Origin of the sequence: Mycobacterium sp. JS623 (assembly GCF_000328565.1) — a bacterium.
Taxonomy (GTDB): domain Bacteria; phylum Actinomycetota; class Actinomycetes; order Mycobacteriales; family Mycobacteriaceae; genus Mycobacterium.
Window position 1 is genome coordinate 4,444,752 of the sequence record NC_019966.1, and the last position, 25,271, is coordinate 4,470,022.

General features: G+C 64.2%; 28 protein-coding genes and 1 pseudogene. 11 read left to right on the plus strand and 18 right to left on the minus strand.

Annotated elements, in window-relative coordinates; translation table 11 throughout:
- Position 1 precedes the first annotated feature (1 nt).
- Positions 2-745, plus strand: coding sequence for a hypothetical protein (locus tag MYCSM_RS21690; RefSeq protein WP_015308316.1), 744 nt, complete (start codon positions 2-4; stop codon positions 743-745).
- A 9-nt stretch (positions 746-754) separates the two neighbouring features.
- A complete protein-coding gene (locus tag MYCSM_RS21695; protein ID WP_015308317.1) occupies positions 755-1,708 on the plus strand; it encodes an LLM class F420-dependent oxidoreductase in 954 nt (317 codons plus the stop codon).
- Positions 1,709-1,738: 30 nt separating this feature from the next.
- Here MYCSM_RS21695 and MYCSM_RS21700 read toward each other — a convergent pair whose 3' ends face one another.
- From MYCSM_RS21700 to MYCSM_RS21710, 3 genes are read right to left on the minus strand one after another with little or no spacing between them, the layout of a single operon-like run.
- Positions 1,739-2,677, minus strand: a complete 939-nt coding sequence (locus MYCSM_RS21700) for a TIGR03619 family F420-dependent LLM class oxidoreductase (protein WP_015308318.1) — start codon at positions 2,675-2,677, stop codon at positions 1,739-1,741.
- 58 nt (positions 2,678-2,735) lie between these two features.
- Entirely contained in the window at positions 2,736-3,932 is a 1,197-nt protein-coding gene (locus tag MYCSM_RS21705) for a cytochrome P450 (protein ID WP_015308319.1), read from the minus strand.
- An 18-nt stretch (positions 3,933-3,950) separates the two neighbouring features.
- Positions 3,951-4,787 (minus strand): mycofactocin-coupled SDR family oxidoreductase, encoded by an 837-nt coding sequence (locus tag MYCSM_RS21710; RefSeq protein WP_015308320.1) that lies wholly within the window; start codon positions 4,785-4,787, stop codon positions 3,951-3,953.
- Between the two features lie 110 nt (positions 4,788-4,897).
- On the opposite strand from MYCSM_RS21710, the pseudogene MYCSM_RS36140 reads away from it, so the two are divergent.
- Positions 4,898-5,230: pseudogene (locus MYCSM_RS36140) on the plus strand (TetR/AcrR family transcriptional regulator); the annotation flags it as partial.
- Positions 5,231-5,332: 102 nt separating this feature from the next.
- On the opposite strand, the gene MYCSM_RS21720 reads toward MYCSM_RS36140, so the two are convergent.
- Together MYCSM_RS21720 and MYCSM_RS21725 are read right to left on the minus strand one after the other, a co-directional pair.
- Entirely contained in the window at positions 5,333-5,755 is a 423-nt protein-coding gene (locus MYCSM_RS21720; protein ID WP_015308321.1) for an SRPBCC family protein, read from the minus strand.
- A gap of 255 nt (positions 5,756-6,010) precedes the next feature.
- Positions 6,011-6,625 carry a TetR/AcrR family transcriptional regulator gene (locus tag MYCSM_RS21725; RefSeq protein WP_015308322.1) on the minus strand — a complete coding sequence of 205 codons (615 nt, stop codon included), beginning with the start codon at positions 6,623-6,625 and terminating at the stop codon, positions 6,011-6,013.
- Positions 6,626-6,753: 128 nt separating this feature from the next.
- Here MYCSM_RS21725 and MYCSM_RS21730 point away from each other — a divergent pair, with 128 nt between their 5' ends.
- The 7 genes from MYCSM_RS21730 to MYCSM_RS21760 all read left to right on the plus strand — a co-directional run bounded on the left by MYCSM_RS21730 (position 6,754) and on the right by MYCSM_RS21760 (position 12,818).
- Positions 6,754-7,488: an SDR family NAD(P)-dependent oxidoreductase gene (locus MYCSM_RS21730; protein WP_015308323.1), complete on the plus strand. Its 735-nt coding sequence runs from the start codon at positions 6,754-6,756 to the stop codon at positions 7,486-7,488.
- Positions 7,489-7,639: 151 nt separating this feature from the next.
- Positions 7,640-8,065 (plus strand): nuclear transport factor 2 family protein, encoded by a 426-nt coding sequence (locus MYCSM_RS21735; protein ID WP_015308324.1) that lies wholly within the window; start codon positions 7,640-7,642, stop codon positions 8,063-8,065.
- Positions 8,066-8,143: 78 nt separating this feature from the next.
- Positions 8,144-8,770, plus strand: a complete 627-nt coding sequence (locus MYCSM_RS21740; RefSeq protein WP_015308325.1) for an NADPH-dependent F420 reductase — start codon at positions 8,144-8,146, stop codon at positions 8,768-8,770.
- A gap of 89 nt (positions 8,771-8,859) precedes the next feature.
- The gene (locus MYCSM_RS21745) at positions 8,860-9,513 is read left to right on the plus strand and encodes a TetR/AcrR family transcriptional regulator (protein ID WP_015308326.1); all 654 of its coding nucleotides are present in this window, start codon (positions 8,860-8,862) and stop codon (positions 9,511-9,513) included.
- Positions 9,514-9,535: 22 nt separating this feature from the next.
- Complete coding sequence (locus MYCSM_RS21750; protein WP_015308327.1) at positions 9,536-10,837, plus strand: acyl-CoA dehydrogenase family protein; 1,302 nt, start codon at positions 9,536-9,538, stop codon at positions 10,835-10,837.
- A 32-nt stretch (positions 10,838-10,869) separates the two neighbouring features.
- Positions 10,870-11,856: a phosphotransferase family protein gene (locus MYCSM_RS21755; RefSeq protein WP_051073927.1), complete on the plus strand. Its 987-nt coding sequence runs from the start codon at positions 10,870-10,872 to the stop codon at positions 11,854-11,856.
- The gene (locus tag MYCSM_RS21760) at positions 11,850-12,818 is read left to right on the plus strand and encodes an NADPH:quinone oxidoreductase family protein (RefSeq protein WP_015308329.1); all 969 of its coding nucleotides are present in this window, start codon (positions 11,850-11,852) and stop codon (positions 12,816-12,818) included. The genes MYCSM_RS21755 and MYCSM_RS21760 overlap by 7 nt, the downstream gene beginning before the upstream one ends.
- Here MYCSM_RS21760 and MYCSM_RS21765 read toward each other — a convergent pair.
- The 7 genes from MYCSM_RS21765 to MYCSM_RS21795 form a co-directional block, all read right to left on the minus strand.
- Positions 12,815-13,312, minus strand: a complete 498-nt coding sequence (locus MYCSM_RS21765) for a hypothetical protein (RefSeq protein WP_015308330.1) — start codon at positions 13,310-13,312, stop codon at positions 12,815-12,817. The genes MYCSM_RS21760 and MYCSM_RS21765 overlap by 4 nt on opposite strands.
- Positions 13,309-13,917, minus strand: coding sequence for a TetR/AcrR family transcriptional regulator (locus MYCSM_RS21770; RefSeq protein ID WP_015308331.1), 609 nt, complete (start codon positions 13,915-13,917; stop codon positions 13,309-13,311). Before MYCSM_RS21770 ends, MYCSM_RS21765 begins: the two co-directional genes overlap by 4 nt.
- A 106-nt stretch (positions 13,918-14,023) precedes the next feature.
- Positions 14,024-14,611, minus strand: coding sequence for a carboxymuconolactone decarboxylase family protein (locus MYCSM_RS21775; RefSeq protein WP_015308332.1), 588 nt, complete (start codon positions 14,609-14,611; stop codon positions 14,024-14,026).
- Between the two features lie 2 nt (positions 14,612-14,613).
- Positions 14,614-15,474, minus strand: a complete 861-nt coding sequence (locus MYCSM_RS21780; RefSeq protein WP_041312524.1) for a TIGR03619 family F420-dependent LLM class oxidoreductase — start codon at positions 15,472-15,474, stop codon at positions 14,614-14,616.
- Entirely contained in the window at positions 15,471-16,301 is an 831-nt protein-coding gene (locus MYCSM_RS21785) for a TauD/TfdA dioxygenase family protein (protein ID WP_015308334.1), read from the minus strand. The genes MYCSM_RS21780 and MYCSM_RS21785 overlap by 4 nt, the downstream gene beginning before the upstream one ends.
- 2 nt (positions 16,302-16,303) lie before the next feature.
- Positions 16,304-16,627, minus strand: coding sequence for a hypothetical protein (locus MYCSM_RS21790; RefSeq protein ID WP_015308335.1), 324 nt, complete (start codon positions 16,625-16,627; stop codon positions 16,304-16,306).
- Complete coding sequence (locus MYCSM_RS21795; protein WP_015308336.1) at positions 16,624-17,895, minus strand: aromatic ring-hydroxylating oxygenase subunit alpha; 1,272 nt, start codon at positions 17,893-17,895, stop codon at positions 16,624-16,626. The genes MYCSM_RS21790 and MYCSM_RS21795 overlap by 4 nt, the downstream gene beginning before the upstream one ends.
- Before the next feature lie 76 nt (positions 17,896-17,971).
- Between MYCSM_RS21795 and MYCSM_RS21800 the strand changes: the two genes are divergently transcribed.
- Positions 17,972-18,967: a LysR family transcriptional regulator gene (locus MYCSM_RS21800; RefSeq protein ID WP_015308337.1), complete on the plus strand. Its 996-nt coding sequence runs from the start codon at positions 17,972-17,974 to the stop codon at positions 18,965-18,967.
- On the opposite strand, the gene MYCSM_RS21805 is transcribed toward MYCSM_RS21800, so the two are convergent.
- Genes MYCSM_RS21805 through MYCSM_RS21830 form a run of 6 tightly spaced genes read right to left on the minus strand, consistent with a single transcriptional unit; the run spans position 18,942 to position 25,184 of the window.
- Positions 18,942-20,090: an acyl-CoA dehydrogenase family protein gene (locus tag MYCSM_RS21805; protein WP_015308338.1), complete on the minus strand. Its 1,149-nt coding sequence runs from the start codon at positions 20,088-20,090 to the stop codon at positions 18,942-18,944. The two genes, MYCSM_RS21800 and MYCSM_RS21805, sit on opposite strands and share 26 nt — an antisense overlap.
- Before the next feature lie 22 nt (positions 20,091-20,112).
- Positions 20,113-21,258: a thiolase family protein gene (locus MYCSM_RS21810; protein WP_015308339.1), complete on the minus strand. Its 1,146-nt coding sequence runs from the start codon at positions 21,256-21,258 to the stop codon at positions 20,113-20,115.
- 5 nt (positions 21,259-21,263) lie between these two features.
- Positions 21,264-22,055, minus strand: a complete 792-nt coding sequence (locus MYCSM_RS21815; protein WP_015308340.1) for an enoyl-CoA hydratase/isomerase family protein — start codon at positions 22,053-22,055, stop codon at positions 21,264-21,266.
- Positions 22,052-23,263, minus strand: coding sequence for a CaiB/BaiF CoA transferase family protein (locus MYCSM_RS21820; protein WP_015308341.1), 1,212 nt, complete (start codon positions 23,261-23,263; stop codon positions 22,052-22,054). Before MYCSM_RS21820 ends, MYCSM_RS21815 begins: the two co-directional genes overlap by 4 nt.
- Positions 23,260-24,018, minus strand: coding sequence for an SDR family NAD(P)-dependent oxidoreductase (locus tag MYCSM_RS21825; protein WP_015308342.1), 759 nt, complete (start codon positions 24,016-24,018; stop codon positions 23,260-23,262). Before MYCSM_RS21825 ends, MYCSM_RS21820 begins: the two co-directional genes overlap by 4 nt.
- The gene (locus MYCSM_RS21830; protein WP_041312526.1) at positions 24,018-25,184 is read right to left on the minus strand and encodes an acyl-CoA dehydrogenase family protein; all 1,167 of its coding nucleotides are present in this window, start codon (positions 25,182-25,184) and stop codon (positions 24,018-24,020) included. Before MYCSM_RS21830 ends, MYCSM_RS21825 begins: the two co-directional genes overlap by 1 nt.
- Positions 25,185-25,271: the final 87 nt, after the last annotated feature.

Genomic DNA, 25,271 nt, shown 5'->3' on the forward strand with positions numbered 1-25,271 from the left:
GATGCAGCTTCCTGGCACACCGTCGGACGACATCGCCGGTGTCCTCGAAACGGGCAACGGAGACATCACCACCCTGTTCGTCTCCATGGCCACCCGTCACCCTGACGGTGCGGACGCCGAGTATCTGCGTTGGCACACACTAGACCATCGCCCGGAACAGCATCGGTTGTCGGCGGTGCGTGCGTCGCTTCGGTTGGTCTCGACGCAGGCGTGCCGGTCAGCACGTGCGACGAGCAGAGCACCTTACGACGACATCGACCACGTGATGACGTACTTCTTCACCGATCCCAGCGGTATGACAGGCTTCCTGGAACTCGCCAAGGGGCTGAGCAACGCGGGCCGAAAACTTCCGCTACTGCCCCCGGTTGAGCGTGGCATCTATCGAGTTGAGGACAAGGCCGCGGCGCCGCGGGTCAAAGTCGGCGCGGACGTGCTGCCGTGGTGGCCTGTTCGCGGCGTATATCTCCTGCTGGAAGCGAACGCGTCGGCGGCGACGGATCTGACCGACATCGATGGCGTCGCCGGTGTCTGGTCTGCGGTGTCGCAATCCGTCGACGCCCGGCTGGCGAGTGCTCCTGCGGGCCAGACGATTTCGTACTGCTTCCTCGACTGCGATCCGGTCTCAGCCGCGGAACGGCTACGCCCGGCGCTGGAGAAACGGTGGAGCGACGGCGACATCGAACCGCTCCTCGCTGCTCCGTTCCACGCCGTGGTGCCATACGAATGGGACCGCTATGTGCCATAGGAGGTCGTCGTGCGGATCGGCTTGATGGTCGGCTCCGACAAGGAGCGCGCACGAGCAGACCGGCTGACCGGATTGCTTGAGGACGGAAAGACCGGCGAGGCCCAAGGTTTCGCGTCGTTCTGGTTTCCGCAGGTGCCCGGCTATCTCGACGCGATGACGGCCGTCGCGCTTCTGGGGCAGGTCACCGAACGGATCGAGATCGGAACGGCGGTGGTCCCCATTCAAACCCGCCATCCGCTGATCATGGCGCAGCAGGCGTTGACTACACAGGCGGCTTGCTCTGGACGGTTCAGTCTCGGTGTCGGGCCGTCACACCATTGGATCATCGCGGACCAGCTGGGCTTGCCATATGACCGGCCGGCGCGACTCGTCCGCGATTACCTCGACGTGCTTCTCGCCGCGTTCGCGGGTCCCGGCACGGTCGAGGTGGAGAACGCCGACTACCACGTGCACAGCCCGATCGACGTCGACGATTCATGCGAAATGCCAGTGCTTCTGGCCGCACTGGGCCCGGCTATGCTGCGGATCGCAGGTGAGCGCGCGGGCGGCACCATTCTGTGGATGGCCGACGAACGGGCGATCGGCGACTATGTGGTGCCACGCATCACCGCGGCGGCCGCCGCGGTTGGCAAGTCCAGAATCCGCGTGGTCGCAGGCGTTCCCGTCGCCCTGTGCTCACCACATGAAGTCGACGACGCCCGCGCATATGCCAGCGAGGTGCTCGGCCACGCCGACTTCTCCCCCAACTACGTTCGGTTGCTCGAACACGGCGACGCCGGAGACGCCGGCGACACGATGGCGGCGGGCGACGAGTCGACAGTGCTCGCACGCCTACAGCGGTACCGCGACGCCGGCGTCACCGATCTCGCCGCGCGTGTCGTTCCACTCGGCGACGACGCGCAGACGCGCACCAAGTCACGCCAACGCACCCAGGACTTCCTCGCTTCACTCGACCTCAATTGACAGACCTCCCCGACACCTGTAAAGAAACATCTACCCGGTGGCGGTGCGGAACGCCTCGACGAGTGACGAAAGCTCCTGCACCGCTCGGTCCGGTTCGACGGACAACGACGCCGGAAACCGGACGTCGGTCACCCCGGCGGCGACGAGCGCCGGGACGCCTGCAGTGGATGCATCAAAGTCTATCGATCCGTCGTCTCGTTTCACCACGCGCGCAACACCCTGCACCTGCAGATCGGTTGGTTCTGCGCCGAAGTCGCACACCCTGTCCTTCATCGCTGCGATCGCGGCGGGCAGATCAGCGTACGCCGGCCCCCACGGGATCCAGCCGCTTCCGAAACGGGCAATCCGGCGCGCGACAGCGTTATTCACCGTGCCGCTGACCCACACGGGCACGCCACCGGGTTGTACCGGCTTGGGCATTTGATGAATGCCGTCGAACGTCAGCTCGGGGGATTCGTAGGATGCCCGCTGCTGCGTCCACAGCGTCTGACAGACCTCGAGCGTGTGGTCGAGCAACCGTCCGCGATCCTCAAACGACAGGCCCGCGGCTTCGTATTCCTCCCGCTGCCAACCGACTCCGACACCGAGGTCGACTCGACCCTCCGACAACACGTCCAATGTGGCGAGTTGTTTGGCCAGCACTGCGGGGCGTCGTAGTGCGGCGAGCAGGATCGCGGTGCCCAGCCTGATCCGGGTAGTCGTTGCGGCGATGGCCGTCAGCACCATCAGGGGCTCCAACCAACTTCCATCGGGCCCCGTCGGCTGCCGCCCGCCCACCTGTCCACCTATCGTCGGATCGGCGTAGGCGGCCAAGTTCTCGCCGAACACCACGTGGTCTGACACCACCACGCGGTCAACACCCCCGGCGTCCATGGCGCGGGCGTATTCCAAGGTGGCACGCCAGTCATGGTGCGGACCGTCGGTGTAGGTCGTCAGGTAGAGCGACAGCTCGGGTGTGCGCGTGGTCATTACTTCTCCGATGACAAGGGTCGATCCCAATGATCCAACACCGCCGCACACGCCGAGGTCACGACAAGACCAGTCGCAACTTTTCCCAACCGCGAACTGTCGACGTCGGCGCGAGTTCCGCTGTCTCGTAGTCGATGTCCCACTCGGGCCATCGATTGAGCAGCTCGTCGAGCGCGACGCGACCTTCCAGCCTGGCGAGGTTCGCACCGAGGCAATAGTGCACACCCTTGCCGAACGTCAGATGCGAGATGTTGTCGCGGTGGATGTTGAACGTCTCGGCATCCTTGTAGCGTCGGGAGTCCCGGTTGGCCGCACCGAACAACAGCAGCATCGCACTGCCGGCCGGCACCGTCGTGCCGTAGCACGCGAAATCCTTTGCTATCCAACGCGCTACGTGAGGGCCGGTCGGCTCGAACCGCAGCGTCTCGTCAACGGCGCGCGTCAACAGTGACCGATCCTGCTCGATCTCGCGACGCTGATCCGGATGCTCGGCGAGCACCTTGGCCAGCCAGCCGATCAGGCGGCCCGTCGTCTCGTTACCGGCGCCCGCGACCACCTGCGTGTAGCGCAGGATCTCGTCGCGGGTCAGCTTGCGCGTCACCCCGTTCTCGTCTTCGAACTCGACGTTGAGCAGCGCCGTCATCAGATCATCCGAGGGATTCTTTGCCCGCCAGTCGATGTAATCGGCGTAGATCCGTCCGTCGGCGATCTTGTCGGCGGTGACGACCTTCATCGGCGCGCCCGGCTTGGTGCGCAGGTTTGCATCGTTGGCGTCGCGGACCTGGACCTGCTCGGACTCGGGGATGCCAAGCAACATGCCGATTACGCGCATCGGCATCATCGAAGCCAGCTCCGCGATGATGTCGAAGCCGTCCGAACCCACATGCGGGTCAAGGCAATTGACGCAATACGCCCGGATCTGGTCCTCGATCTCGGCCATCCGCCGCGGCGTGAACACCCGAGACATCAGCCCGCGCAGCATCGTGTGCACCGGCGGATCCTCCATCATCATCACGCCCTTGGGCATATCGAAGTTCGACTGAACCAGCTCGAGAATGTCTCCGCGGCTGCTCGAGAACGTCTCCCAGTCGGCCAGTCCCTTCTCCACGTCGGCGTACCGCGAGATCGCCCAGAAGTCAAAGCGCTCGTTGTAGTAGATCGGCGCTTCCTCGCGCAGCCGGGCATATACCGGGTAGGGATCGTGAACGATACTAACGTCATAGGGGTCGTAATAGACGTCGTGTGCAATTGTCATGCGGGAGCGGCCCTTTCGTTACTTCAGGCAGCTGCCCGCGTCGACGGGAAGCGTGACGCCGGTGATGTACCGGGCCTCGTCGGACGCGAGGAACAGCACCGCGTTGCTAATGTCTTCAGCGGTCACCCACGGGATGGGCAGCATGTGGAAGGTCTGGCAGACCGGCGCCATGTCGTCGGGGCCCGGGTTCTCCAGGTCCGGCCGGAACATCCGGTACGTCTGCTCGTTGTGTAGCAGCGGTGTGTTCACATGCGTCGGATGCACGGAGTTGACGCGGATGGAGTGCGCCCCGAGTTCGACGGCGAACGTCCGCATCAACCCGACGACGCCATGTTTTGCCGCAACATAGTGACCGGTGTGCGGGTAGGTCTTGAGCCCTGCGACCGAACTGGTCAAGATGATCGACCCGCCCCGGCCGCCGGCCAGCAGATGCGGAACGCCGGCCTTGACCGACTTCCACACGCCGGCGAGGTTGACGTCGATCATCTCCTGCCAGATGTCTTCCTTCATCCGGTCGAGCCGGGTTCCGATCGTTCCGATGCCGGCGTTGGCGACGACGATGTCCAATCGGCCCAGTTGTTCGACTCCGCTGTCGACGGCCTGCTTCAGCAGCTCATAGTCGCGGACGTCGACCTCGGCGGTGACGATGCGGCGATCCAGCGCCTTGACCAGGTCAGCGGTCTCGGCGAGGTCTTCGGGAGTTGCCGGCGGAGCGGGCGAGTCGGCGAAGGGTCGGCAAATGTCGACGGCGATGATGTCGGCGCCTTCCTGCGCCAGGCGCACCGCGTGACTGCGTCCCTGGCCGCGCGCCGCGCCGGTGATGAACGCGACCTTGCCCTCTACCCGACCTGCCATTACCCCTCCTTTGATGACGTCGCCCATCATCTTTACCTGAGGGCCATACCGATGCTGTGCACTTGCACAAATCCGCGCTCCGGGTTGACGCGGCCGCACGCCGCCGACGATCGCTGTATGCCGGGTTGATGCGCGTGCTGCGCACCATTTTCGAGCCGTGGGCGCCACCCCGCGATGCTGAACGCTTACTTCAGGGCACGGACGGCACCTGGCGGCCAAGAACTGGTTCGGCGCGGCTTTGACGCGGTGTGCCCGCGGCGATGGAGGTGCTGGCCGACGCCGACCCCGAGTTCGTCAAGGACGTCGACGATATTGTGTCCAGCGCCGTGTACGGCCTGATGGGTCGCTTCGCCGCCGGCGAGATCGACATCACCGCGATCCTGCCCAGCCTCGATCGCACCGTGTTCTACCTGACCGCTGGTTACGAGGCCCGAAAGCGTTGAGCGACAACGTCACGCCGTATACCACGACCCCGCCGAGGACCCCAGAATGCAGCAGTGAAAAGCACTGAAACAGCATCCAATTCAATGAGCGGCCAACGATGTTCAGCTCTTGACGCTCTCGGCTCGAGCCGCAAGCGCGGCGATCACATCGGGGAAATCGGCGCTGACAGCCGCGCCGACCTCGGCGGCGGCCTGGTCGGGACCCTCCGCCATGCACCGGTATGTGATCTGGGTGCCGTTCTCCATTGGTGTCAGTTGGTGCAGCACCCGTACGACGACGCCGGCATCAGGCACCGGTGTCTCGTCCTCGAAACCTCGTCCGGCCTCGACCCCCACGAGACGGAACGGCAACACGGTATCGTCCGACAGCGTCATCGTCGCGTTCGTGCCCGCCTCGAATGGACCGTCCATCTCGATTCCCGCGACCCCGGCGTTCCATTCCGACCAGGCCGCGGCATCGGCTAAGACGTCAAACAACCGGTCAGCACTCGCCGCGCTCTGTCCGGTGTATTCCTTGACCCACATGTCGGCTCCGTTCGTAGAAGTGCGCACATCGTAAACGCACACGCGAGGCGTGCACCGACGCTCAGCGTCACCGATGTGACTTCTCATACTTCGCGTCCAGTGTCGCCTGCTGAATTGCGGCGCTGGGGTGACTCAGGTCGCGCCCGCGGCGACATGTCTCTCAGCCATGCCCAAACTTGCTTAGCCACATAAGCATTCGCGACCGCACGACATCGGCGACCTGAGCACGGCTGGCTGGAGGGCGCACACCTGCTGTCAGTAAGTCTGGGCCGCCGTCTTTCCTCTCGCGCTGCGAGGTACCGCTGCCGTGGGGATGGCGTTGTCGATGAGGACGACAGCGATGGCGGCGGCAGTGGCGAAGGTGTCTGTGTCGAGGACTCGGTTGCGGGCCGAAGCACCATCCAGGAGCAGCGCCAGTTGTTCGCCGAGCAGTTCGGGGTTGGAGGCGCCGGCCTCGCGGGCAGCTTCGGTGAGCCGCGCGGCAAAAGCCAGCTTGTAGTCGCGGGCACGTATGCGTGCCGGGTGGTCCGGGTCGTGAAGCTCGACGGCCGCCGCGATGAACGGGCACAGGGGCGCGTGAATGTCGAAGACGGCGAGGAGCCGTTCACGGGGTGTGAGGTCGGTTCGGCCGAACACCTCGGGCAGCACGTCGGGATCGAATCGGCGTAAATGCTCGGCGATCAGCTCATCCTTGCCGGTGAAGTGCTGATAAAACGTGCGCTTCGACACCTGGGCCACCGCGCAGAGCTGGTCCAGGCCAGTGCTGTTGATGCCTTGATCGCGGAACAGTTGTCGAGAAGCACCGAGGATGCGCTCTCGAGCACCCCTGCCGCGCCGCAGGCCCCGCGGCCCCTTCTCCAACTCCGTCATACACCCAGCGTAGCTCACTTGGGTACGAATCGGTGTACATAGCTTGCGCTCGTGCAGCACTCTCCGATACGTTAAGCACGCAGATCGGTGTACATAAAAAACGGATTATCAGCTGAATGGAGTGAATCGTGGGAAAACTCGATGGCAAGGTCGCGGTGATCACCGGTGCGACAAGTGGCATGGCACTCGCCGGTGCCAAATCGTTCGTTGACGAAGGAGCTCACGTCTTCATCACAGGCCGACGCAAGGACGAGCTGAACAAGGCCGTCGAACAGATCGGCCGGAATGTGACTGGTGTGCAAGGTGATTCGGCCGACCTCGACGATCTGGGCCGTTTGTTCGACACGGTCAAACAGGAAAAGGGCGCGATCGATGTGTTGTGGGCCAGCGCTGGGACCGGCGCGCAGGCCAAGCTCGGCGAGATCACCGAGGAGGACTTCCACGACGCGTTCTGGCTGAACGCGCGCGGCACGCTCTTCACGGTGCAGAAGGCGCTACCCCTGTTCAACGACGGCGGCTCGATCTTCATGACCGGGTCGAACGCGTCACTCAGGGGCTACCCGAACTGGAGCGTGTACGCCGGAAGCAAGGCCGTGCTGCCCGCCTACGCGCGGGTGTGGGTGTCCGAGTTGAGGGACAGAAAGATCCGCGTGAACGTGCTGACCCCCGGCCAGGTCGCCTCGCCGATGTTGGAAGAGGTGATGGACGAGGAGATGAAGGCGCAGTTCGAATCCGTGATCCCGAGGCGAGAGATGGGCCGCCCTGAGGAGATCGCGTCGGCCGCATTGTTCCTCGCCTCCGACGACTCGAGCTATGTCAACGGCATGGAGCTGGTGGTCGACGGCGGCACCACAGTGATCTGAGTGAGACACGCCGGGACGTACGCCGCACACCGAACCGCGGCTGCTCAGCGGAGTCGTCCACCACAACCAATCACTATGGCGCTAAAGGGAATTGACGGCGCATCGATCAGGTCTCGCACACCACGTGCATCAAATGACTCAAGGAGAAACCATGACCAGGTTCGCCCCGTATCGCGACACCGTGCAGGCCTTCATCGACACAATGCATGGCGGCGCAGACGAGGACGCCCTCGCCGCAATACTCGCAGAGGACGTGGTGCTCTACGGCCCACTTGGCGATGAGCCAGTCACCGGCCGCGAGGCGGTCCTGGAAGCCATTCAGGGGGTCGGCACGGTGGCGACCGACCTCACCTATAACGAAGTCCTCAGCGGGGAGACGCACCACGCCGCGCACTTCCGACTACAGATCGAAGACACCGTGGTCAACGGGATGGACTACATCCTTCTCGACGCGGACGGAAAGATCGCTGAGGTGACCATCTGGTGGCGGCCACTGCCGGCCGGCGTCCAGATGCAAAGGCACCTTGCGGGCCACCTCGGCATTAAGCCCTGGGAACTCCTCACCCACACGCATTAGCGGTGAACCCCGATCTCCCACGGGCATGCCACCGGTCCTCAGACATGACACGAGATACACGACTAGACAGGACATCTCATGAAAAGCATCAGCATCATCGGAACCGGCAACATGGCCCGCGCGATCGGCGCGTTGGCAGTAGCGGGCGGCAACGCCGTCGAGGTCGTCGGCCGCGATCAGTCCAAGGCCGCTGACCTGGCCACGGCTCTCGGCGGCGGCGCCACGGCCGGAGAATTCGGCGCCGTGCCGGCCGGGGACATCGTCATCGTGGCACTGAGGTACGCCGATGTCGTACCGGTCATCACCCAGTACGGAAACACGTTGACCGACAAGGTGATCGTCGACATCAGCAACCCTTTCAACGCCGATGCCGACGGGCTCGCCATCCCCGATGACACCTCGATCGCCCAGGAAGTCGCTAAGGCGGCTCCGGCCGGCGCCCGCGTGGTGAAGGCATTCAACACCGTCTTCGGTCATGTCCTGGAGAAGGGCCTGACGCCGGATGTATTCATCGCCGGCGACGACGCGCAGGCCAAGGCCGGCGTGTCGGAGTTCATCGCCAGTCTCGGACTGCGACCGTTGGACGTCGGCGGTTTGACCATGGCGCACTGGCTGGAGGGCACGGGCCTGGTTCTCATGGGCCTCGCCCGTCATGGGGTAGGAAACTTCGATGTCGCACTCGGCGCCACCGAGTTTTCCGGCTGATCGAGAACGGATTCGAGGGCACTCAAGGGCCATAAGTTAGACAGACGTCAACTATTTACCGCCGCGAATCTGGCTGTTACAGTCAGCCTGTGCCCAAGAACAGCGTGGCCGCAGTGGCTGACGGTGGTCAGCGGCGCGCCTCTTATCAACGTGCGAGGTCCCACGAGACAAAGCGCGCTCTGGTGCAGGCCGCGATGGCGCTATGGCGCACCAACGGCTACGCCAAGACGACGGTGGCCGACATCTGCCGCGCCGCCGGCGTCTCGCGCGCGCTGTTCTACTTCTATTTCCCGGCCAAGGAAGACGTACTCTTCGAGGTCGGCCTGCTGTCCACCCGCGCCGCGCAGAAAACCGTGCGCTCTCTGCTGCAGAAGGACTATGAGGTCGACGCGATCATCGTCGAAGCACTGCGCAGCCTCGAACGCTCGATGGCACGCAACCCGCGTGACCTGATCATCGAGACGATCCTGGAGGGCTACCGCCACGAGCATCGCATCCTCGGCGGCGAGTCACTGGACGACGGCGACGCCGACATGTTCGGTGACCTGTTCGCGAAGGCGCAGCAGGACGGCAAACTGGCGGCACATGTCGACGTGCGCCACTTGTCCCATCTCGCCGGTATGCATGTCAGCGAAGGTGTACGGCATTGGGCCGCAGGAACTTACGGTGACCGCTCGTTCACGGATGTTGTCAGTCGCGATATCAACGCACTGATCGCCGGCTACAACCAACTGCCCGCGTAAGTCAATTGAAAGGAGGCCCGCAATGGCGTGGGACTTCGAAACCGATCCTGAGTACCAGAAGCTGCTGGAATGGGCCGACGAGTTCGTTCGCGAGGAGTGCGAGCCACTCGATCTGGCCTTTCCGCATCTGCAGTTCGTGCCGCTGGACGACAACCGGCGCAAGGTCATCGACCCACTCAAGGACGAGGTGCGCCGAAAGGGGTTGTGGGCCACCCACCTTGGCCCCGAGCTCGGCGGCCAGGGTTATGGCCAGCTCAAACTCGCGCTGCTGAACGAAATCCTCGGTCGCTCGCAGTGGGCGCCGATCATATTCGGCTGTCAGGCGCCTGATACCGGCAACGCCGAGATCATCGCGCACTACGGCACCGACGAACAGAAGGAGAAGTATCTGCGGCCATTGCTGGACGGCGAACTCTTCTCCTGCTACTCGATGACCGAACCGCACGCAGGCGCGGACCCGACGCTCTTCAAGACGAGCGCGGTACGCGACGACGACGATTGGGTGATCAACGGGTGGAAGTTCTTCTCCTCCAACGCGAGCACGGCTTCATTCTTGATCGTGATGGTGGTGACCAATCCCGACGTCAGCGCCTACCAGGGCATGTCGATGTTCCTGGTGCCGACCGACACCCCGGGTGTGAACATCGTCCGCGATATCGGGCTTTATGGCGAGCCCGAAGGAGAGGGCTCACACGCACTCATCCAGTACGACAATGTGCGGGTGCCTGCCGAAGCGCTGTTGGGCGGCGAGGGACAGGCTTTCGTGATCGCCCAGACCCGGTTGGGAGGCGGACGAATTCACCACGCGATGCGCACCATCGGCATGTCCCAAAAGGCGTTGGACATGATGTGCGAACGTGCGTTGAGCCGCCAGACCCAGGGCAGCCTGCTGTCGGACAAGCAGTTCGTGCAGGGCTACATCGCCGATTCCTACGCGCAGCTGCTGCAGTTCCGGTTGATGGTGCTCTACACCGCGTGGGAGATCGACAAGTACAACGACTACAAGAAGGTGCGCAAGGACATCGCCGCCGTCAAAGTGGTGATGCCGACGGTGCTGCACGACATCGCCTGGCGGGCAATGCAAGTGCACGGCGCACTAGGTGTCACCAACGAGATGCCGTTCATGGGGATGGTCACCGGCGCCGCGGTGATGGGACTGGCCGACGGTCCGACCGAGGTGCACAAGACGACGGTCGCCAAGCAGGTGCTGCGCGGCTACCAAGCGACCGAGGGCACCTGGCCGACCGAGTGGCTGCCCGCTAAACGCGAAGCCGCCCGCGCCAAGTATGCCGACTACCTGGAGAACGAGGTGGGGAACCTGTGAGCGAAATAGACGTTGTGCGCCTTGCCGATTGGATGGACGGCGAGGCGCTGCCTGGCAAGGGTGAGCAACTCGACGCGCGTTTCCTGTCGGGCGGAACGCAGAACGTGATTTACGAGTTGCGCCGCGGCGAGGAGCGCTGCGTGCTACGCATGCCGCCGCCGGGCGCTCCCCCGGACCGCGACAAGGGCATCCTGCGCGAGTGGCGGATCATCGAGGCACTCGACGGCACCGACGTACCGCATACGAAGGCCGTCGACGTGTGCTCGGACCCGTCGGTGCTGGGCCGGCCGTTCTACCTGATGGGGTTCGTCGACGGCTGGTCGCCGATGGATCAGCACGGCAAGTGGCCGGACCCGTTCGACAGCGATATGAGCACTCGTCCCGGCCTGAGTTATCAACTGGCCGAAGGCATTGCGTTGCTGTCCAAGGTGGACTGGCAGGCGAAGGGACTGCAGGATCTCGGCCGTCCGGACGGTTTCCACGAGCGCCAGGTCGACCGGTGGACCGGCTTCCTCGAAAGGATCAAGAAGCGCGAGCTACCCGGCCTCGAGGTGGCCACCGACTGGCTTCGGGCGCACAAGCCGCTCGACTTCATCCCTGGCCTCATGCACGGCGACTATCAGTTCGCCAACGTGATGTATCACCACGGCGCGCCCGCACGGATGGCCGCGATCGTCGACTGGGAGATGGGCACCGTCGGCGACCCGAAGTTGGACCTCGCGTGGATGGTGCAGAGCTGGCCGACGGATACCGCGCAGGCTTCCGAGATGAGCTATGTCGACATGCGCGGAATGCCCACCCGCGACGAAGTTGTCGAGCATTACGCCAAGGTGTCGGGCCGCCAGGTGGACGACCTGGATTACTACCTGGTGCTGGCCAAGTGGAAGCTGGCGATCGTTCTGGAGCAGGGGTTCCAGCGCGCAGGCGACGATGAGAAGCTGCTGGCCTTCGGACCCGTCGTGACGGATCTGATGGCCTCGGCGGCCGAGCTGGCCGAGTCCACCGATTACAAATGCTAGCCGCGGTCTGCGACGAATACGGGGCGCCGGATGTGGTCGGTGTCGATTATTCGTGGCCGTCGCCCGCCATCGTCTCGGGGCAGGTTCGGGTGAAGGTCGAAGCGGCGTCGGTGAACTACCCTGACGTGTTGCTGATCGCCAACGAGTATCAGATCAGCATCCCCACCCCGTTCATTCCGGGCAGTGAGTTCGCCGGTATGATCGTTGAAACAACCTCTGGCGCAGAGGGTTTTGCTGTCGGAGATCGGGTAACCGGAACCATGCTGTATGGCGCCTTCGCCCAGGAGGTCGTCATCGCCGCCACAGCGCTCACGCGAATACCTGACGGCGTCGACAAGTACACCGCCGCAGCGTTCGGTGTGGCGTATCGCACCGCGTATCACGCACTGCGGTCGATGGTGCGCGTCCAGGCCGGCGATGAACTGATTGTGTTGGGCGCGGGTGGAGGTGTCGGCCTGGCGGCGGTCCAGTTGGGCGTGAAGCTTGGCGCGTCGGTCACCGCGGTTGCGTCGTCGACCGAAAAGCTCGATGTGGCAGCGAGTTACGGGGCGCGCCACCTCATCAATTACCGGACCGCCGACCTGCGGATCGTGCTGAAGGATGCCATCCCCCGCGGCGCGCACGCCGTCGTCGATCCGGTCGGCGGCGCGCTATCGGATCCCGCGCTGCGGGCGCTTGGCCGCGGCGGGCGCTTCGTCACCGTCGGCTTTGCCTCCGGAGACATCCCCCGGATTCCCCTGAATCTGGTGCTGGTGAAGGGCGTGCACGTGCTCGGTTTTCAGTTTCAGGATGTGCCGCCAGACGAGTTCGTTCGCAACGAAAACGAACTACGCGAGCTACTCATGGCCATGCGCGTGCAGCCGCACATCTGCGCGGTATATCCGCTCGAGGAGACTGCCCAAGCACTGGCATATGTCGCCGAGGGTCGCGCCATTGGCAAGGTGTTGATCGACCTGACCTAACTCGCCGGGACCAGGTCAGCAGCGACCGACACCGACATGCCGCAGCGGAACGTCTCGGCGTGGGCGACAGCGGCCTCTGCATTGGCCGCTGCCAGCGCCTGCGACTTGAAAGCCCTTGCCGCCGCACTCAAGTGGTGCTCGACGGAGTCGACGCTCTTATCGAGTTCGGCAGGCAGCCGCTCACCCCACAGCGTGACCTCCGTCGCGCCCTGCTCCAGCGCGTTGAGGACATGCTGATGTACTCGCGGATCGCTGTCGAACACATCGGCGGCGACCGCGACCGTCTGCGGATGCGGGCGGTCCTCCCACGCCTCGAGCACCGACTCGAGATCACGAACCTGCGCTCCGAGAATCTCGAGCGGCCGCGCGTCATCGTCGTTGCCGATCAGGACGGTGACGTCCCACCCGGCCATCACCCGGTCGTAGATCCAGCCGCCGGCGAACGCCACCGCGTCCAGCACGGTCGGGGCCACCACGTCCAGCCGATATCTCATGTCGAGCTCCTGGGCGCCAGCTCGCGACCCAGCGACTCGGCGTAGCCCTTGAACACCTCGGTCAGCGGGATTGATCGATCGAGTAACCATAGGGTCTCCATTCCGGTGATGAAGGCGAGTATTTCTACGGCCTTGCTGGACGCGTCGAAGTCTGGGCGGAACTTTCCGTCACTCTGACCGCGCTTGATGATGTCGGTGACGATGTCGACGGCGTCGCTGTACCGCTTGTGCATTCGGTCGTGCAGCGGAGCGTCGGGCGCGATGTTCTCGACCAACAGCACCGTGAAGGTGCCGATGAGCTCGGGCGCGCGTTCGAATCGCTGGGGCACCCGGCTGAGCTCGACGACCAGGTCACCGGACTGATAGTCGGCGTGTATCTCGTCGTCGGCGTCGCGCGCATCGAGCACCGCGTTGAGCAGTTGCTCCTTGGATTCGAAGTGGTGCAACAACCCCGCGGGCGTGACGCCGGCTTCCTTCGCGATCTGAGCCAGCGAGGTGTTGCGCCAGCCGTTGCGTGCCAGCAGCCGCTCGGCCACGGAAAGTATCCGCTGCCTGCGGTCCTCCCCCTTGGCGAGGAGGGACTCGTATGGCCGTGGGGCGGACACCTGGCTCCTTCGTCGCAACCAACCTAGTGAACACACAGTAGGTAGGTTTGCGGCGTGTGACAAGGGTCTCAACCGAAATTGCTTCAGATCAGCGCCGCGCCGCAGGTCAGACGCCCGGAGGCAGTTCCTCGCTACCGGGAGGAGGCCTGAGTTCCCAGGTATCGCACGCCGTCGCCAACATCGCGTACGTCCCGAACACGAAGATCAGCTCCATCGCCTGGTGCGTGCCAATCTCCTTGACCAGGCAGGCCCACGTCCCAGAGTCGACTTTGCCGCCGGTCAGCATCTCGTCGGTGGCCTCCAGGACGAGCCGATCCACCCCGTCGAACCCGCCATTGCCGCGGGCAAGTTCAGCGATGTCTTCTTCAGACATGCCGCCCGAGGTCGCAATCCTGTAGTGCTCTCCCCAGAAGAACGCCGAGCGCCTGGCGTGCGCAAGCCGCAGAATTACCAACTCACGCAGCCGCAACGGCAACTCGCCGCGCTGCAACAGAAATGCGTTGTAACCCAGGAACTCTCGAGCCATCGCGGGGTGGCGCGCCAGCACGCCGAGGATGTCGAAATGCGACGGATCCCGCGGCTGCCCCGACCCGGACCGCGGCACCTCGTCCGCCGATATACCGAATAGTCGTCCGACGGCCGCGTATTCGTCGTCGCCCCATTCATCCACGGCGAGCGGCGGTAGAAGTGCCACCTTCACCCTCCGGAGCGCTCGTGTAGTTCGGCTAACGCATGAAGCTGTTCGAGGTAGTGCTCGAGTGAGCGGGCCAGGAAGACGGCGGACACGGTGGTGGTTCCGGCGGCAGCCAGCGCATGCAAGGCCTCCTCCGCCTGCCCCGGATTGCCCACCGGGTCGAGGAGTTGTTCGGCCATCAGAACCACCTCGAACGATTCGGGCAGCTCCCATGCCTTCAGCCATTCCGCGGCGGTGGCCAACGGAACGTTGAACGGACACCAGCCGTCGGCGAGCGTGACCGCCCGCCGCAATGAGCGCTTGGTGCGGCCGCCGATCCAGAACGGCATGTGCGGCTGCAACGCGCACGGGTCGACGGTGAGCCCACCGAACGAATAGAACTCACCGTCATAGGCGGGTTCGTTGCTCGGCAGCGCGGCTCGCAGTGCGCGCAGCGCGTCATCGCCGCGGGCGCCTCGATCGTCGAAGGAAGCTCCAAGGAGGTCGAACTCCTCCTTCAACGATCCGACGCCAAGGCCGAGTATCACTCGACCGTTGCTGACGTGGTCCAGTGTGCCGTAACGCTTTACGATCTCCAACGGATGGTGGTAGCCAAGCACCAGCGTCATGGTTGCGAGCCGTATCCGGCTGGTGCGAGCCGACACATAACCGAACGTGGCCAGCGGATCCCAGTACCGCGTACCGCGCCTGGCAGCTTCGGAAGAGGGCAGACCGATGTGTTCGCTGCACGTCATGTGGTGATAACCGAGTCGGTCCGCGGTCTCGGCGATCCGACCGACATCGTCAACAGTGGCGTTCTTCTCCCATGTCAAGGGGGCGCCCGCGACGTTGGTGACGATGGGCGTCATGATGCCGAGTTTCACTGAAGCGGCTCTTCGCCGGCCAGGATCGTGCGATGCATGAGTCGGCCGCTGTCGACCGGATACTCGAGCACCCGGTGCATGGTTCCGGTGTTGTCCCAGATGAGGAGGTCACCGACTTGCCACTCGTGCCGATAGACATACTGCGGCTGGGTGGCCCAATCACGCAGCCGGGCAAGCAAAGCGCGGCTCTGCTCCACCGGCATTCCGACGACGTAGTCGGCCGTCGCGCCGAGAAGCAACGATTTTCGCCCCGACTGGTGGGTCCACACCATCGGGCAGACCTTCGTCGGCGACTTCTGCCAGAAGGTGACCTCCTCGTAGCTCATCTCCGGACGGACGTAGTACTGCGACCGCTCGGCACTGTGCACCACTCGAAGGTCGGCGATGAGTTCCTTGTCGGCGTTCGGCAGGTCATCGTATGCGGCATAGGTATTGCAGAACTCGGTGTCGCCGCCGATGTCCGACAGCTTGATGGCCCGCAGCAGCGTCGCGAGATTCGGATACGGCTGCAGCGAGCCGTCGAAATGCCAGAACATGGAGCCCTTCAGGTATTCGGCTCGCTGGTTGACATTCGTGTCGAGCGAGATCTTGTAGATGCCGCTCTCCCCTTCGTTAGCCACAATGTTTCCAAGGGTTTTGGCAATGGCGACCTGTTGCTCGTCGCTGATCTCCTGGCCGCGGAAGAACACCACCCCTCGCTGCTCCAGCGTGGCACGGATGTTGACGGCTTCCCGCCCACTGAGCAGCGTTTCGAGATCGGTCTTGATCTCGCTACCGATCCGCGGGCTGAGGTCGACGACTTCGAGTTGGGCGGAGGTGAGTCCCATGTTCAGCTCACTCTCGTGAGAATGGTGTTGGCGGAGTGCTTTACGCGCGGTTGCTTCCACAACTCCACCGCCAGGGAAACGGTGATCAAGGAGTAGAGCAGGTTGCGCAGATTGGCGACGTCGTCGGGCAGGGGTTCGGCGTAGTCGAACTTGTCGATGTAAGCCACCGCTTCCTCGGCGAGCGGAAACACCTCGTCGTAGAACGCCCGGATTTCGGCCATCGAGCTGTTCACCCGTTTCACGTAGCGCTCGTGCCCGTCTTCGATCGCCCATTCCGGGACCAGGTGCTCCAACCGCGAAAACTCAGGGGGCAGAGTTGTGTTCATCGCTTTTCACCGGCTTCGACGTATTCGCCGACCGTCTTATGCAAATGACGTAACAGGATCTCTTCGTCGTTCATCGTGAAGTGGGTGAGCGCACCACTGTTCAGCATCGCCTGTAGCCCTTCCGACGGGCTCGCGTCTTCCAGGATGATGTCGTTGAGGAACGTTACTGTCAGCTCCTGGCCCAACCGCTCCTTGTGTGTCTTCGGTGGCTGATAGAACATCTCGACTTCAAAAATGTGCGAGTGCGGACCGGTCGGCCAGTGAGTGTGCGTGGAGAAGCCCGACGACCCGAAGATGAGCACGAAATTGGGAAAGAATTGGAACGAGTCGAAACCGTACTTCTCCGACCGCGTCGGGTTGATTCCCGGCGGCATCGGCCCGCGATCGACCCGCTTGTTCCACGGGCCTGCCGCGCTGGCCTCCATCACGCACTCAATCGGCTTGGAGTACGGCGTTTTCTGCGATGGCTCTCCGGAGAACGAGAACATCCGGTGCGGACCCTTGATCTGGTAAGCCAGCGCGTCGGTAAACGGATTCGGTTGATCAAATGCTTCCCTGGCCTCAGCGGTCAGAGCGCCGAACGAGGACGCATGAAGATAGGGTCCGTGATAGCTCTCGGCGAAGCTGTCGACGAAAATCTTCCAGTTGCACTGTAATTCGGTCTTGAACCGGTACACCTGATGCGGGCCGGCAAAGGGGTAGCCCTCGATGCCGTGTGCCAACTCGCCGAGGAACGAGCGCAGCGGTTCGGTGTTGTGCGGGTCGAGGTTGATGAAGATGAAGCCTTCCCACACTTCGCATTGAATGGCAGGCACACGACAACTATCCGCGTCGAAGTCGAGCAGCAGATCCGTACGGGTGGCCGAGTGCAGTGAGCCGTCGAGCTTGTAGCGCCAGCCATGGAAGCGGCAGTACAGCAACGGGGCGCGGCCGGCCACCTCCTGAAACGGGTCGTCCTCCCAGAGCATCTTGTTGCCCCGATGCGGGCAGATGTTGTGGAAGGCGCGGATCACGTCATCCTTGCCCCGCACGACGATGACGGAGGTGTTCAGGAACCTCAGTTCGCGGGTGAAGTAGCTGCCGGACTTCGGCACGCGCTCCACCCGGCCGACGTAGAGCCAAGTCTTGGAGAAGACATGCTCACGCTCCTTCTCGTAGAAGTCAGGCGAGACGCAGTCTTCGAGTGATACCGGACCGCGACCGAGTTCGGGATAGGCGTCGGTCCAATGTCCGCTCGCGGGTTTGGTCACCAGGCTGTTGTGACTCATGAGGCCTGACGGTACAACCGGCTGATTGGCCGAAATAGCCGCAAAACCGCAACACCCTGTTGCATATTTGGAACATATGGAGCAGAACCTGCCGTTCGACGTCGACGCCTTGCTGGTTTTCGGCAAGGTGGTGGAGTCACGGAGCTTGTCGAAGGCGGCGACGTTGCTCGGCATGCCCAAGTCGACGGTCAGCCGCAAGCTCACCAGGCTGGAAGCCGACCTTGGCATCAAGCTGCTGCGCAAGAACACCCACCAGCTCACCGTCACCGACCTCGGCCAGCAGGTCTACGCACACGCGATGAACATCCTGACCGAAGCCAACGGCGTGCGCGCCCTGGTCGAGGCCAGCAAGCAGGAACCGCAGGGCGAACTGCGAGTAGCCATACCGGTCTTCGTCGGCATCGACTACGCGTCCAGAGTCGGCGCCACCTTCCTGCAGCGGTATCCCAACTCGCAACTGGATATCCGCCTCGTGGACAACATGGTCGACCCGATCAAGGACGGCTTCGATGTGGTTTTCGGGACCGGCCCGCTACAGGATTCGACGCTGATAGCACGAAAGGTGTTCAGCCTCGAGCTCTTTCTGTGCGCCTCGCCGGACTTCGTCGCACAGTTGGCGGAGCCGATCGTCGAACCCACGCAGTTACACGGCCTGCCCTTTATCGAGTTCGGCTTCGGCGGTCCCCACAAGATCGTGCTACGGAACAACCGACGGCGACATGAGCTTTCGCCTCAGGTTCGGGCGCGGGCCAACAACTTTCAGGTGTGCAAGCAGTACATCCTGCACGGGCTCGGAGTCGGCGCGATGCCCACCCAAATCCTCTGCACCGATGAACTCCGCGACGGCACGATCGTGCCCGTGCTGCCGGAGTGGAAACCCGAACCGTTGGACGTGCACATGATCTATCCGTTCGAGCTGTCGTTCTCCACCCTCATCAGCGCGTTCTACGAGGCGGCGTGCGACATCATCGTCGAGAACACGCCCGCGCCTGATTGCGATTTCGACGCGCAACCGTCGCTGTGCATGGATCAGCGCGCCGAAATCGCTAGAGGCCAAGCGACTTGGCGATGATCACCTTCATCACCTCGCTGGTGCCCGCATAGATGCGGGCCACCCTGGCGTCCGTGTACAGCCGGGCGATCGGGTACTCCATCATGTAGCCGTATCCGCCGAACAGCTGTAGACACCGGTCGATGACGCGCTGCTGCATCTCGGTGCAGAACAGCTTGACCCGCGCAGCGTCAGCGGCCGAGAGCTCACCGTCGACGTGCAAGGCCACCGCCCGGTCCAGCATCGCCTGACCGGCCTCGACCTCCGTCGAACACGCCGCGAGCTCGAATTTGGTGTTCTGGAACGACGCGACGGGTGTGCCGAACGCCTTGCGGTTCTTCGTGTAGTCGATGGCCGCTGCGATCGCCGAGCGTGCCTGTGACACGGAACCGACGGCGACGGTGAGCCGCTCCTGCGGAAGGTTGTGGCCGAGGTATCCGAAGGCCTCGCCCTCCTCCCCCAGCATGTTGGCAGCAGGAACGCGGACGTCGACGAACGACAACTCCGCGGTGTCCTGCACTTTGCAGCCCATCTTCTCCAGCTCGCGGCCGCGGGTGAAGCCCTCCATGCCGTCCTCGACGACGAACAGGGTCAGACCCTTGCGCCGGTTGTCCGGATCGGTCGCCGTACGGGCCACCACGATCACGAGGTCGGCCTGCATGCCGCCGGTGATGAATGTCTTGGCGCCGTTGATGATCCAGTCGTCTCCGTCGCGCACCGCAGTCGTACGCATGCCCGCGAGGTCTGAGCCCGTGCCGGGCTCGGTCATCGCGATGGCCGTCAACAGGGTTCCCGCGGCCAGGCCGGGGAACCACCGCTTGCGCTGCTCCTCGTTCGCGTAGTGCAGGAAATAGGGCAGGATCACCTCGAGCTGAGTGCGCACTGTCGACAGCGTGACCAGCGCGCGCGCCGCCTCCTCCTGCATGACGACGTTGTAGCGATAGTCCGGCTCACCGCCGCCGCCGTACTCCTCGGGAATGGCCATCCCCAACATGCCGAGCGAACCCATCTTCTCGAAGACCTCGCGGGGCATCCGGCCGCCCTTCTCCCAGTCCGGATAGGCGGGCACGACCTCCTTCTCGACGAAGTCGCTGCATAGCTCTCGAAAGGCTTCGTGATCCTTGGTGAACAGATCGCGGCGCACTGGTCCTCCTGTAAGTCCTTGTCTACGAAATGAGTTCGACCAGCGTGGCGTTGGCCGTGCCGCCGCCCTCACACATGGTCTGCAGGCCAAAGCGAATCTCGTTGTCCCGCATGTGATTGATCATCCGCGTCATCAGCACCGCACCAGACGCACCGAGAGGGTGGCCGAGCGCGATCGCCCCGCCCAGCGGGTTGAGCTTGTCTTCGTCGGCGCCGGTCTCGGCGAGCCAGGCCAGCGGCACAGGCGCGAACGCCTCGTTGACCTCGAACACGCCGACTTCGTCCAGCCCCACGCCGGCTTTGTGCAGCACCTTTTCGGTGGCCGGGATCGGGCCGGTCAGCATCAGCACCGGGTCGGCCCCGGATACCGCGCCGGCGCGGTAGCGGACGATCGGCGTCAAGCCCATGGCGACCGCGTTCTCTGCCGTCATCACCAGCAGTGCGGCCGCGCCGTCGGAGATCTGCGAGGAGTTGCCCGCATGGATGACACCGTCATCCTTGAACGCAGGCTTCAGGCCGGCCAGCTTCTCGACGGTCGTCCCCCGGCGAATGCCCTCGTCGGACACCACTGGCTCGCCGTCACCGAACACCGGCATGATCTGTGTCTCGAACGCGCCGGCATCTTGCGCCTTGGCCGCCAGTTCGTGGGAACGCGCCGAATACTCGTCAAGACGCGTGCGGGAAAAGCCCCACTTCTGGGCGATGAGCTCTGCGGAAATGCCTTGGTTGAATGAGAAATCGCTATAGCGGGCAAGCACTTTCGGTCCGTAGGGCATGCCCGTCGCACGCGCCGCACCGAGCGGCACCCGGCTCATCACCTCGACACCGCCTGCCACAACAACGTCCTGCTGGCCGGACATCACGGCTTGCACGGCGAAGTCCAGCGCCTGCTGGCTGGACCCGCACGCACGGTTGACCGTCGTCCCTGGGATGGTTTCGGGCCAGCCGGCGGCCAGCACCGAGTAGCGGCCGATATTGCTCGACTGGTCGCCGACCTGCGAGACGCACCCCCACACCACGTCGTCGACGATGTCCGGGTCGATGCCCGCGCGTTCGGCGAGCGCATTGAGCACGATCGCCGACAGGTCGGCCGCATGCATGTTGGACAGTCCGCCGTTGCGCTTGCCGACGGGCGTGCGCACCGCCTCCACGATTACGGTTTCACGCATCGATCTCACTCCGATCTCGGTACGGCCCATCGACCGGTGAATGCGGGGTCGCGCTTCTCGGCGAACGCCGCGTACGCCTCTATTGAGTCTGCGGTGGCGAAGTTGCCGGGTTGCGCGCGGGCCTCATTTGCGAGCGCCTGGCGCAGGGTGGCGTCGGCCCCGTCGTTGAGCAGCGCCTTGCTGTGCGCCAGCGCGACGGGCGGGCCTGCCGCGAGCCGGCCAGCCAGGTCGGCGACGAACTGATCGATCTCGTCGGCCGGTTTCACCCAGGTGGCCAAGCCCAGCGACTGCGCTTCCTCGGCGTCGATCATGTCGGCCAGCAGCACCAGACGTTTGGCCTGCTGCAGTCCGACCAGCTTGGGAAGCAGCCACGATCCGCCAAGGTCCACCGACAGCCCGCGCTTCGAAAAGACTTGGCAGAAGCGCGATTCGGGTGTCGCGACCACGAAGTCGCAGCCCAGCGCCAGGTTCCAGCCCGCACCGACGGCCACGCCGGTCACCTTTGCGATGGTGGGGATGGCCAGCTCGTGCAGCGCCTGCGCGACGTCGGTGAGCCTGCGCAGCTTGTGCCTCGGGTGAATGTCCTCGGGGACAGAGATGTCTGCACCCGAACAGAAGGCGCCGCCCGCGCCGGTGATCACCAGGGCGCGCACGTCGTCGCGGGCGGTGGCGCGCAGCGCGTCGGCCAGTTCATGCCACAGCTGCGGGTTGATCGCGTTCTTGCGGTCGGGCCGGTTCAAGGTCAGTGTCCGGACGCCGTCGTCGTCGCTCGACAGCAGCACCTGTTCTACGGTCACGGATACGCCGGCCCGATCACGCCACGATCGCGCAACGTGGCGATCTCCTGCTCGCCGAGCCCCAGCTCACCGAGAACCGCATCGGTGTGTTGGCCCAACCCGGGCACTGCCCCCATCGGCGGATCGTATCCGGCGATGACGGGCGGCGGGAGCAGCGACGGAATATCGCCCTTGGAGGTGCCGATGGTGCGCCAGCGGTCACGTGCAGTCAGGTGCGGGTGGACCACGACTTCGCTCGGAACGTTGTATCGCGAGTTGCCGATGCCCGCGTCGTCGGCGGTCTTCTGAATGTAGGCCAGGTCGTGCTGGGCACACCACGACCCGATGGCTTCGTCGAGAATGTCGCGATGCGCGCAGCGCCCCGGGTTGGTGGCGAACCGCGGGTCATCAGCGAGGTCCGGGCGATCGATGATTTCCCTTGCCACCCTTTGCCATTCGCGGTCGTTCGTGGTTCCGAGCACCACCGTATGGCCGTCGCGGGTGCGAAACGCGCCGTAGGGTGCCACGGCGGGCGAGCCGACGCCGAGCGGTTCCTGGTCAATGCCCGAGTGCTGGGTGTAGGTCAGCGCATAGCCCATGACGTCGGTCATCACGTCGAAGAGGCTGAGTTCGACGGACGGCGCGGCCCCGGCCGGGCGATTACCACGCCCGACCAGCAACGCCAGGATCGAGATCGCGGCGTACAGGCCGGTGGAGAAGTCCGCCATGGCCGGCCCGGGCTTGGCGGGCATGCCCGGGTAGCCCGTGATCGCGCATGATCCCGATTCCGCCTGTACCAGCAGGTCATACGCGCGCTTGTGCGATATCGGACCGCCCGGTCCGTAACCGTCGATCTCGACGGGAATGACGTTGGGGTGGCTGTGCGCCAGGTCGGCAGCGGCGATGCCCATCCGGGCCGTGGACCCCGGTGCGAGGTTCGACACGAACGCATCGGCGCGATCGAGCAGCCGGTGCAGGATGTCCATACCCCTCGGTGACTTGGTATTCAGCGTGACCGACTCCTTGCCGCGGTTGCACCAGACGAAGTGCGCGGCGAGTCCGCCGGGGCCGTTGACCACGTCGTCGTAGTCGCGGGCGAAGTCGCCACCGTTGGGGTTCTCCACCTTGATGACGCGCGCACCGAGATCGGCGAGGACGCGCGTGCACATCGGCGCGGCCACGGCCTGTTCCATGGCGACGACGGTGACACCGGCAAGAGGGGCGTTCACATCACCATTCCGCCGTCGACCGGCAGCACCTGCCCGGTGATGTACGACGCGGCGTTCGACGCCATGAAGACGAACGCTCCTGCGATCTCCGCCGGGTCGGCCCAGCGCTTCATCGGGATGCGGTTCATCATGTTCGCCGCGAATTTTTCGTTGGTGCGGATGGTTTCGGTCATCGGTGTGGCCGCCAGCGGGGCCAGCGCGTTGACGTTGATGTTCTTGGTCGCCAACTCACGCGCCAGCGATTTGGTGAAGCCGATGATGCCGGCCTTGGCCGCCGAGTAGTTGACCTGGCCGAGCGTTCCGGTGAGACCGGCGGCCGACGTCACGTTGATGATGCGTCCGGTCCCGTCGGTCGGGATGTACTGCAGGGCAGCCTGAGTGACGTTGAATGCGCCCATCACGTGAATGTCGAACAGCAGCCGGAACGACTCCTGCGTGGTCTTGTCGAACATCGCAGGCTTGGTGACGCCCGCGTTGTTGATCACGATGTGCAGCGCGCCGTCAGCGAGTGCGGCCGCCTGTGCGGCCGCCGCATCCGCGAAGTCGCGATCCGACACGTCGAGCGCCGCGGATTCTGCCCTGCCACCCGCGCCCGAAATACGTTCGGCCACAGCGGCGGCGCCGTCCTTGTCGAGGTCGGTGACGAGCACAGCTGCGCCCGCCTCCGCGAGCGCTGTGGCGACGGCCGAACCGATTCCGCCCGCGGCGCCGGTCACCAGCGCCGAGCGGCCGGTCAGGTCGAAATAGTTGATCATCAATAGCTCCTGGGCATTCCGAGCACGTGTTCGCCGAGGAAGTTCAGGATCATCTCCTGGCTGACCGGCGCGATCTTCATCAGGCGCGACTCGCGGAAGTACCGCGACACGTGGTACTCCTCGGAATAACCCATTCCGCCGTGTAGCTGCAGCGCCCGGTCGGCAGCTCCGAAACCGGCGTCGGCGCACAGGTACTTGGCGGTATTCGCCTCGCGCCCACAGGGTTTGCCGTTGTCGTACAACCAGGTCGCCTTGCGCAACACCAACTCCGCGGCATCCAGTCGGGCCAGCGAATCGGCCAACGGGAATTGCAGGCCCTGGTTCATGCCGATCGGCCGGTTGAACACCACACGCTCGTTGCCGTACCTGACGGCCTTCTCGAGTGCCACCCTGCCGATGCCCAACGCCTCGGCGGCGATCAGCATCCGTTCGGGGTTGAGCCCGTCGAGGATGTATTTGAAGCCCTTGCCCTCTTCGCCGACGCGATCGGACACCGGCACCATCAGGTCGTCGATGAACACCTCGTTGGAGCTCACCGCATTTCGGCCCATCTTGTTGATCGGGCGGATATCGACGTGGTCGCGGTTCAGGTCGGTCAAAAACAGCGTCATGCCGTCGGTCTTCTTGGTCACCTCGTCATACGGCGTGGTGCGGGTCAGCAGTAGAATTTTCTCCGACTCCAACGCCTTGGAAATCCAGACCTTGCGGCCGTTGACGCGGTAGTGGTCGCCCTCGCGCTTGGCGAACGTGGTGATGCGCGAAGTGTCCAGGCCCGCACCGGGTTCGGTGACACCGAAACACACGTGCAGATCGCCGTTCACGATCCGAGGCAATGTGGCCTTCTTGAGCTCCTCGGACCCGTGCTTGACCACCGGCTGCATCCCGAAGATCGACAAGTGGATGGCGCTGGCGCCGTTCATCGCCGCGCCCGAGCGCGCGACCTCCTCGAGCAGCAGCGTCGCCTCGGTGATGCCCAGGCCATGACCGCCGTACTCCTCCGGGATCGTCATGCCCAGCCAGCCGCCCTTGGCGATGGCGTCGTAGAACTCCTGCGGGAACTCGTGCGCCTGATCCTTGGTCATCCAATAGTGATCGTCGAACTTGCCAGCCAACTCGGCGACGGACTTGCGGATCAGCTCCTGATCCTCGGTCAGCTCGAAACTCATCCCGCCGGGCACGATGCCCCTCCTCAAGTCACATAGCAGTACGCCGGTGCGTGAACGGTCCGTCCGCACCGGCGCACTTCACCCTTA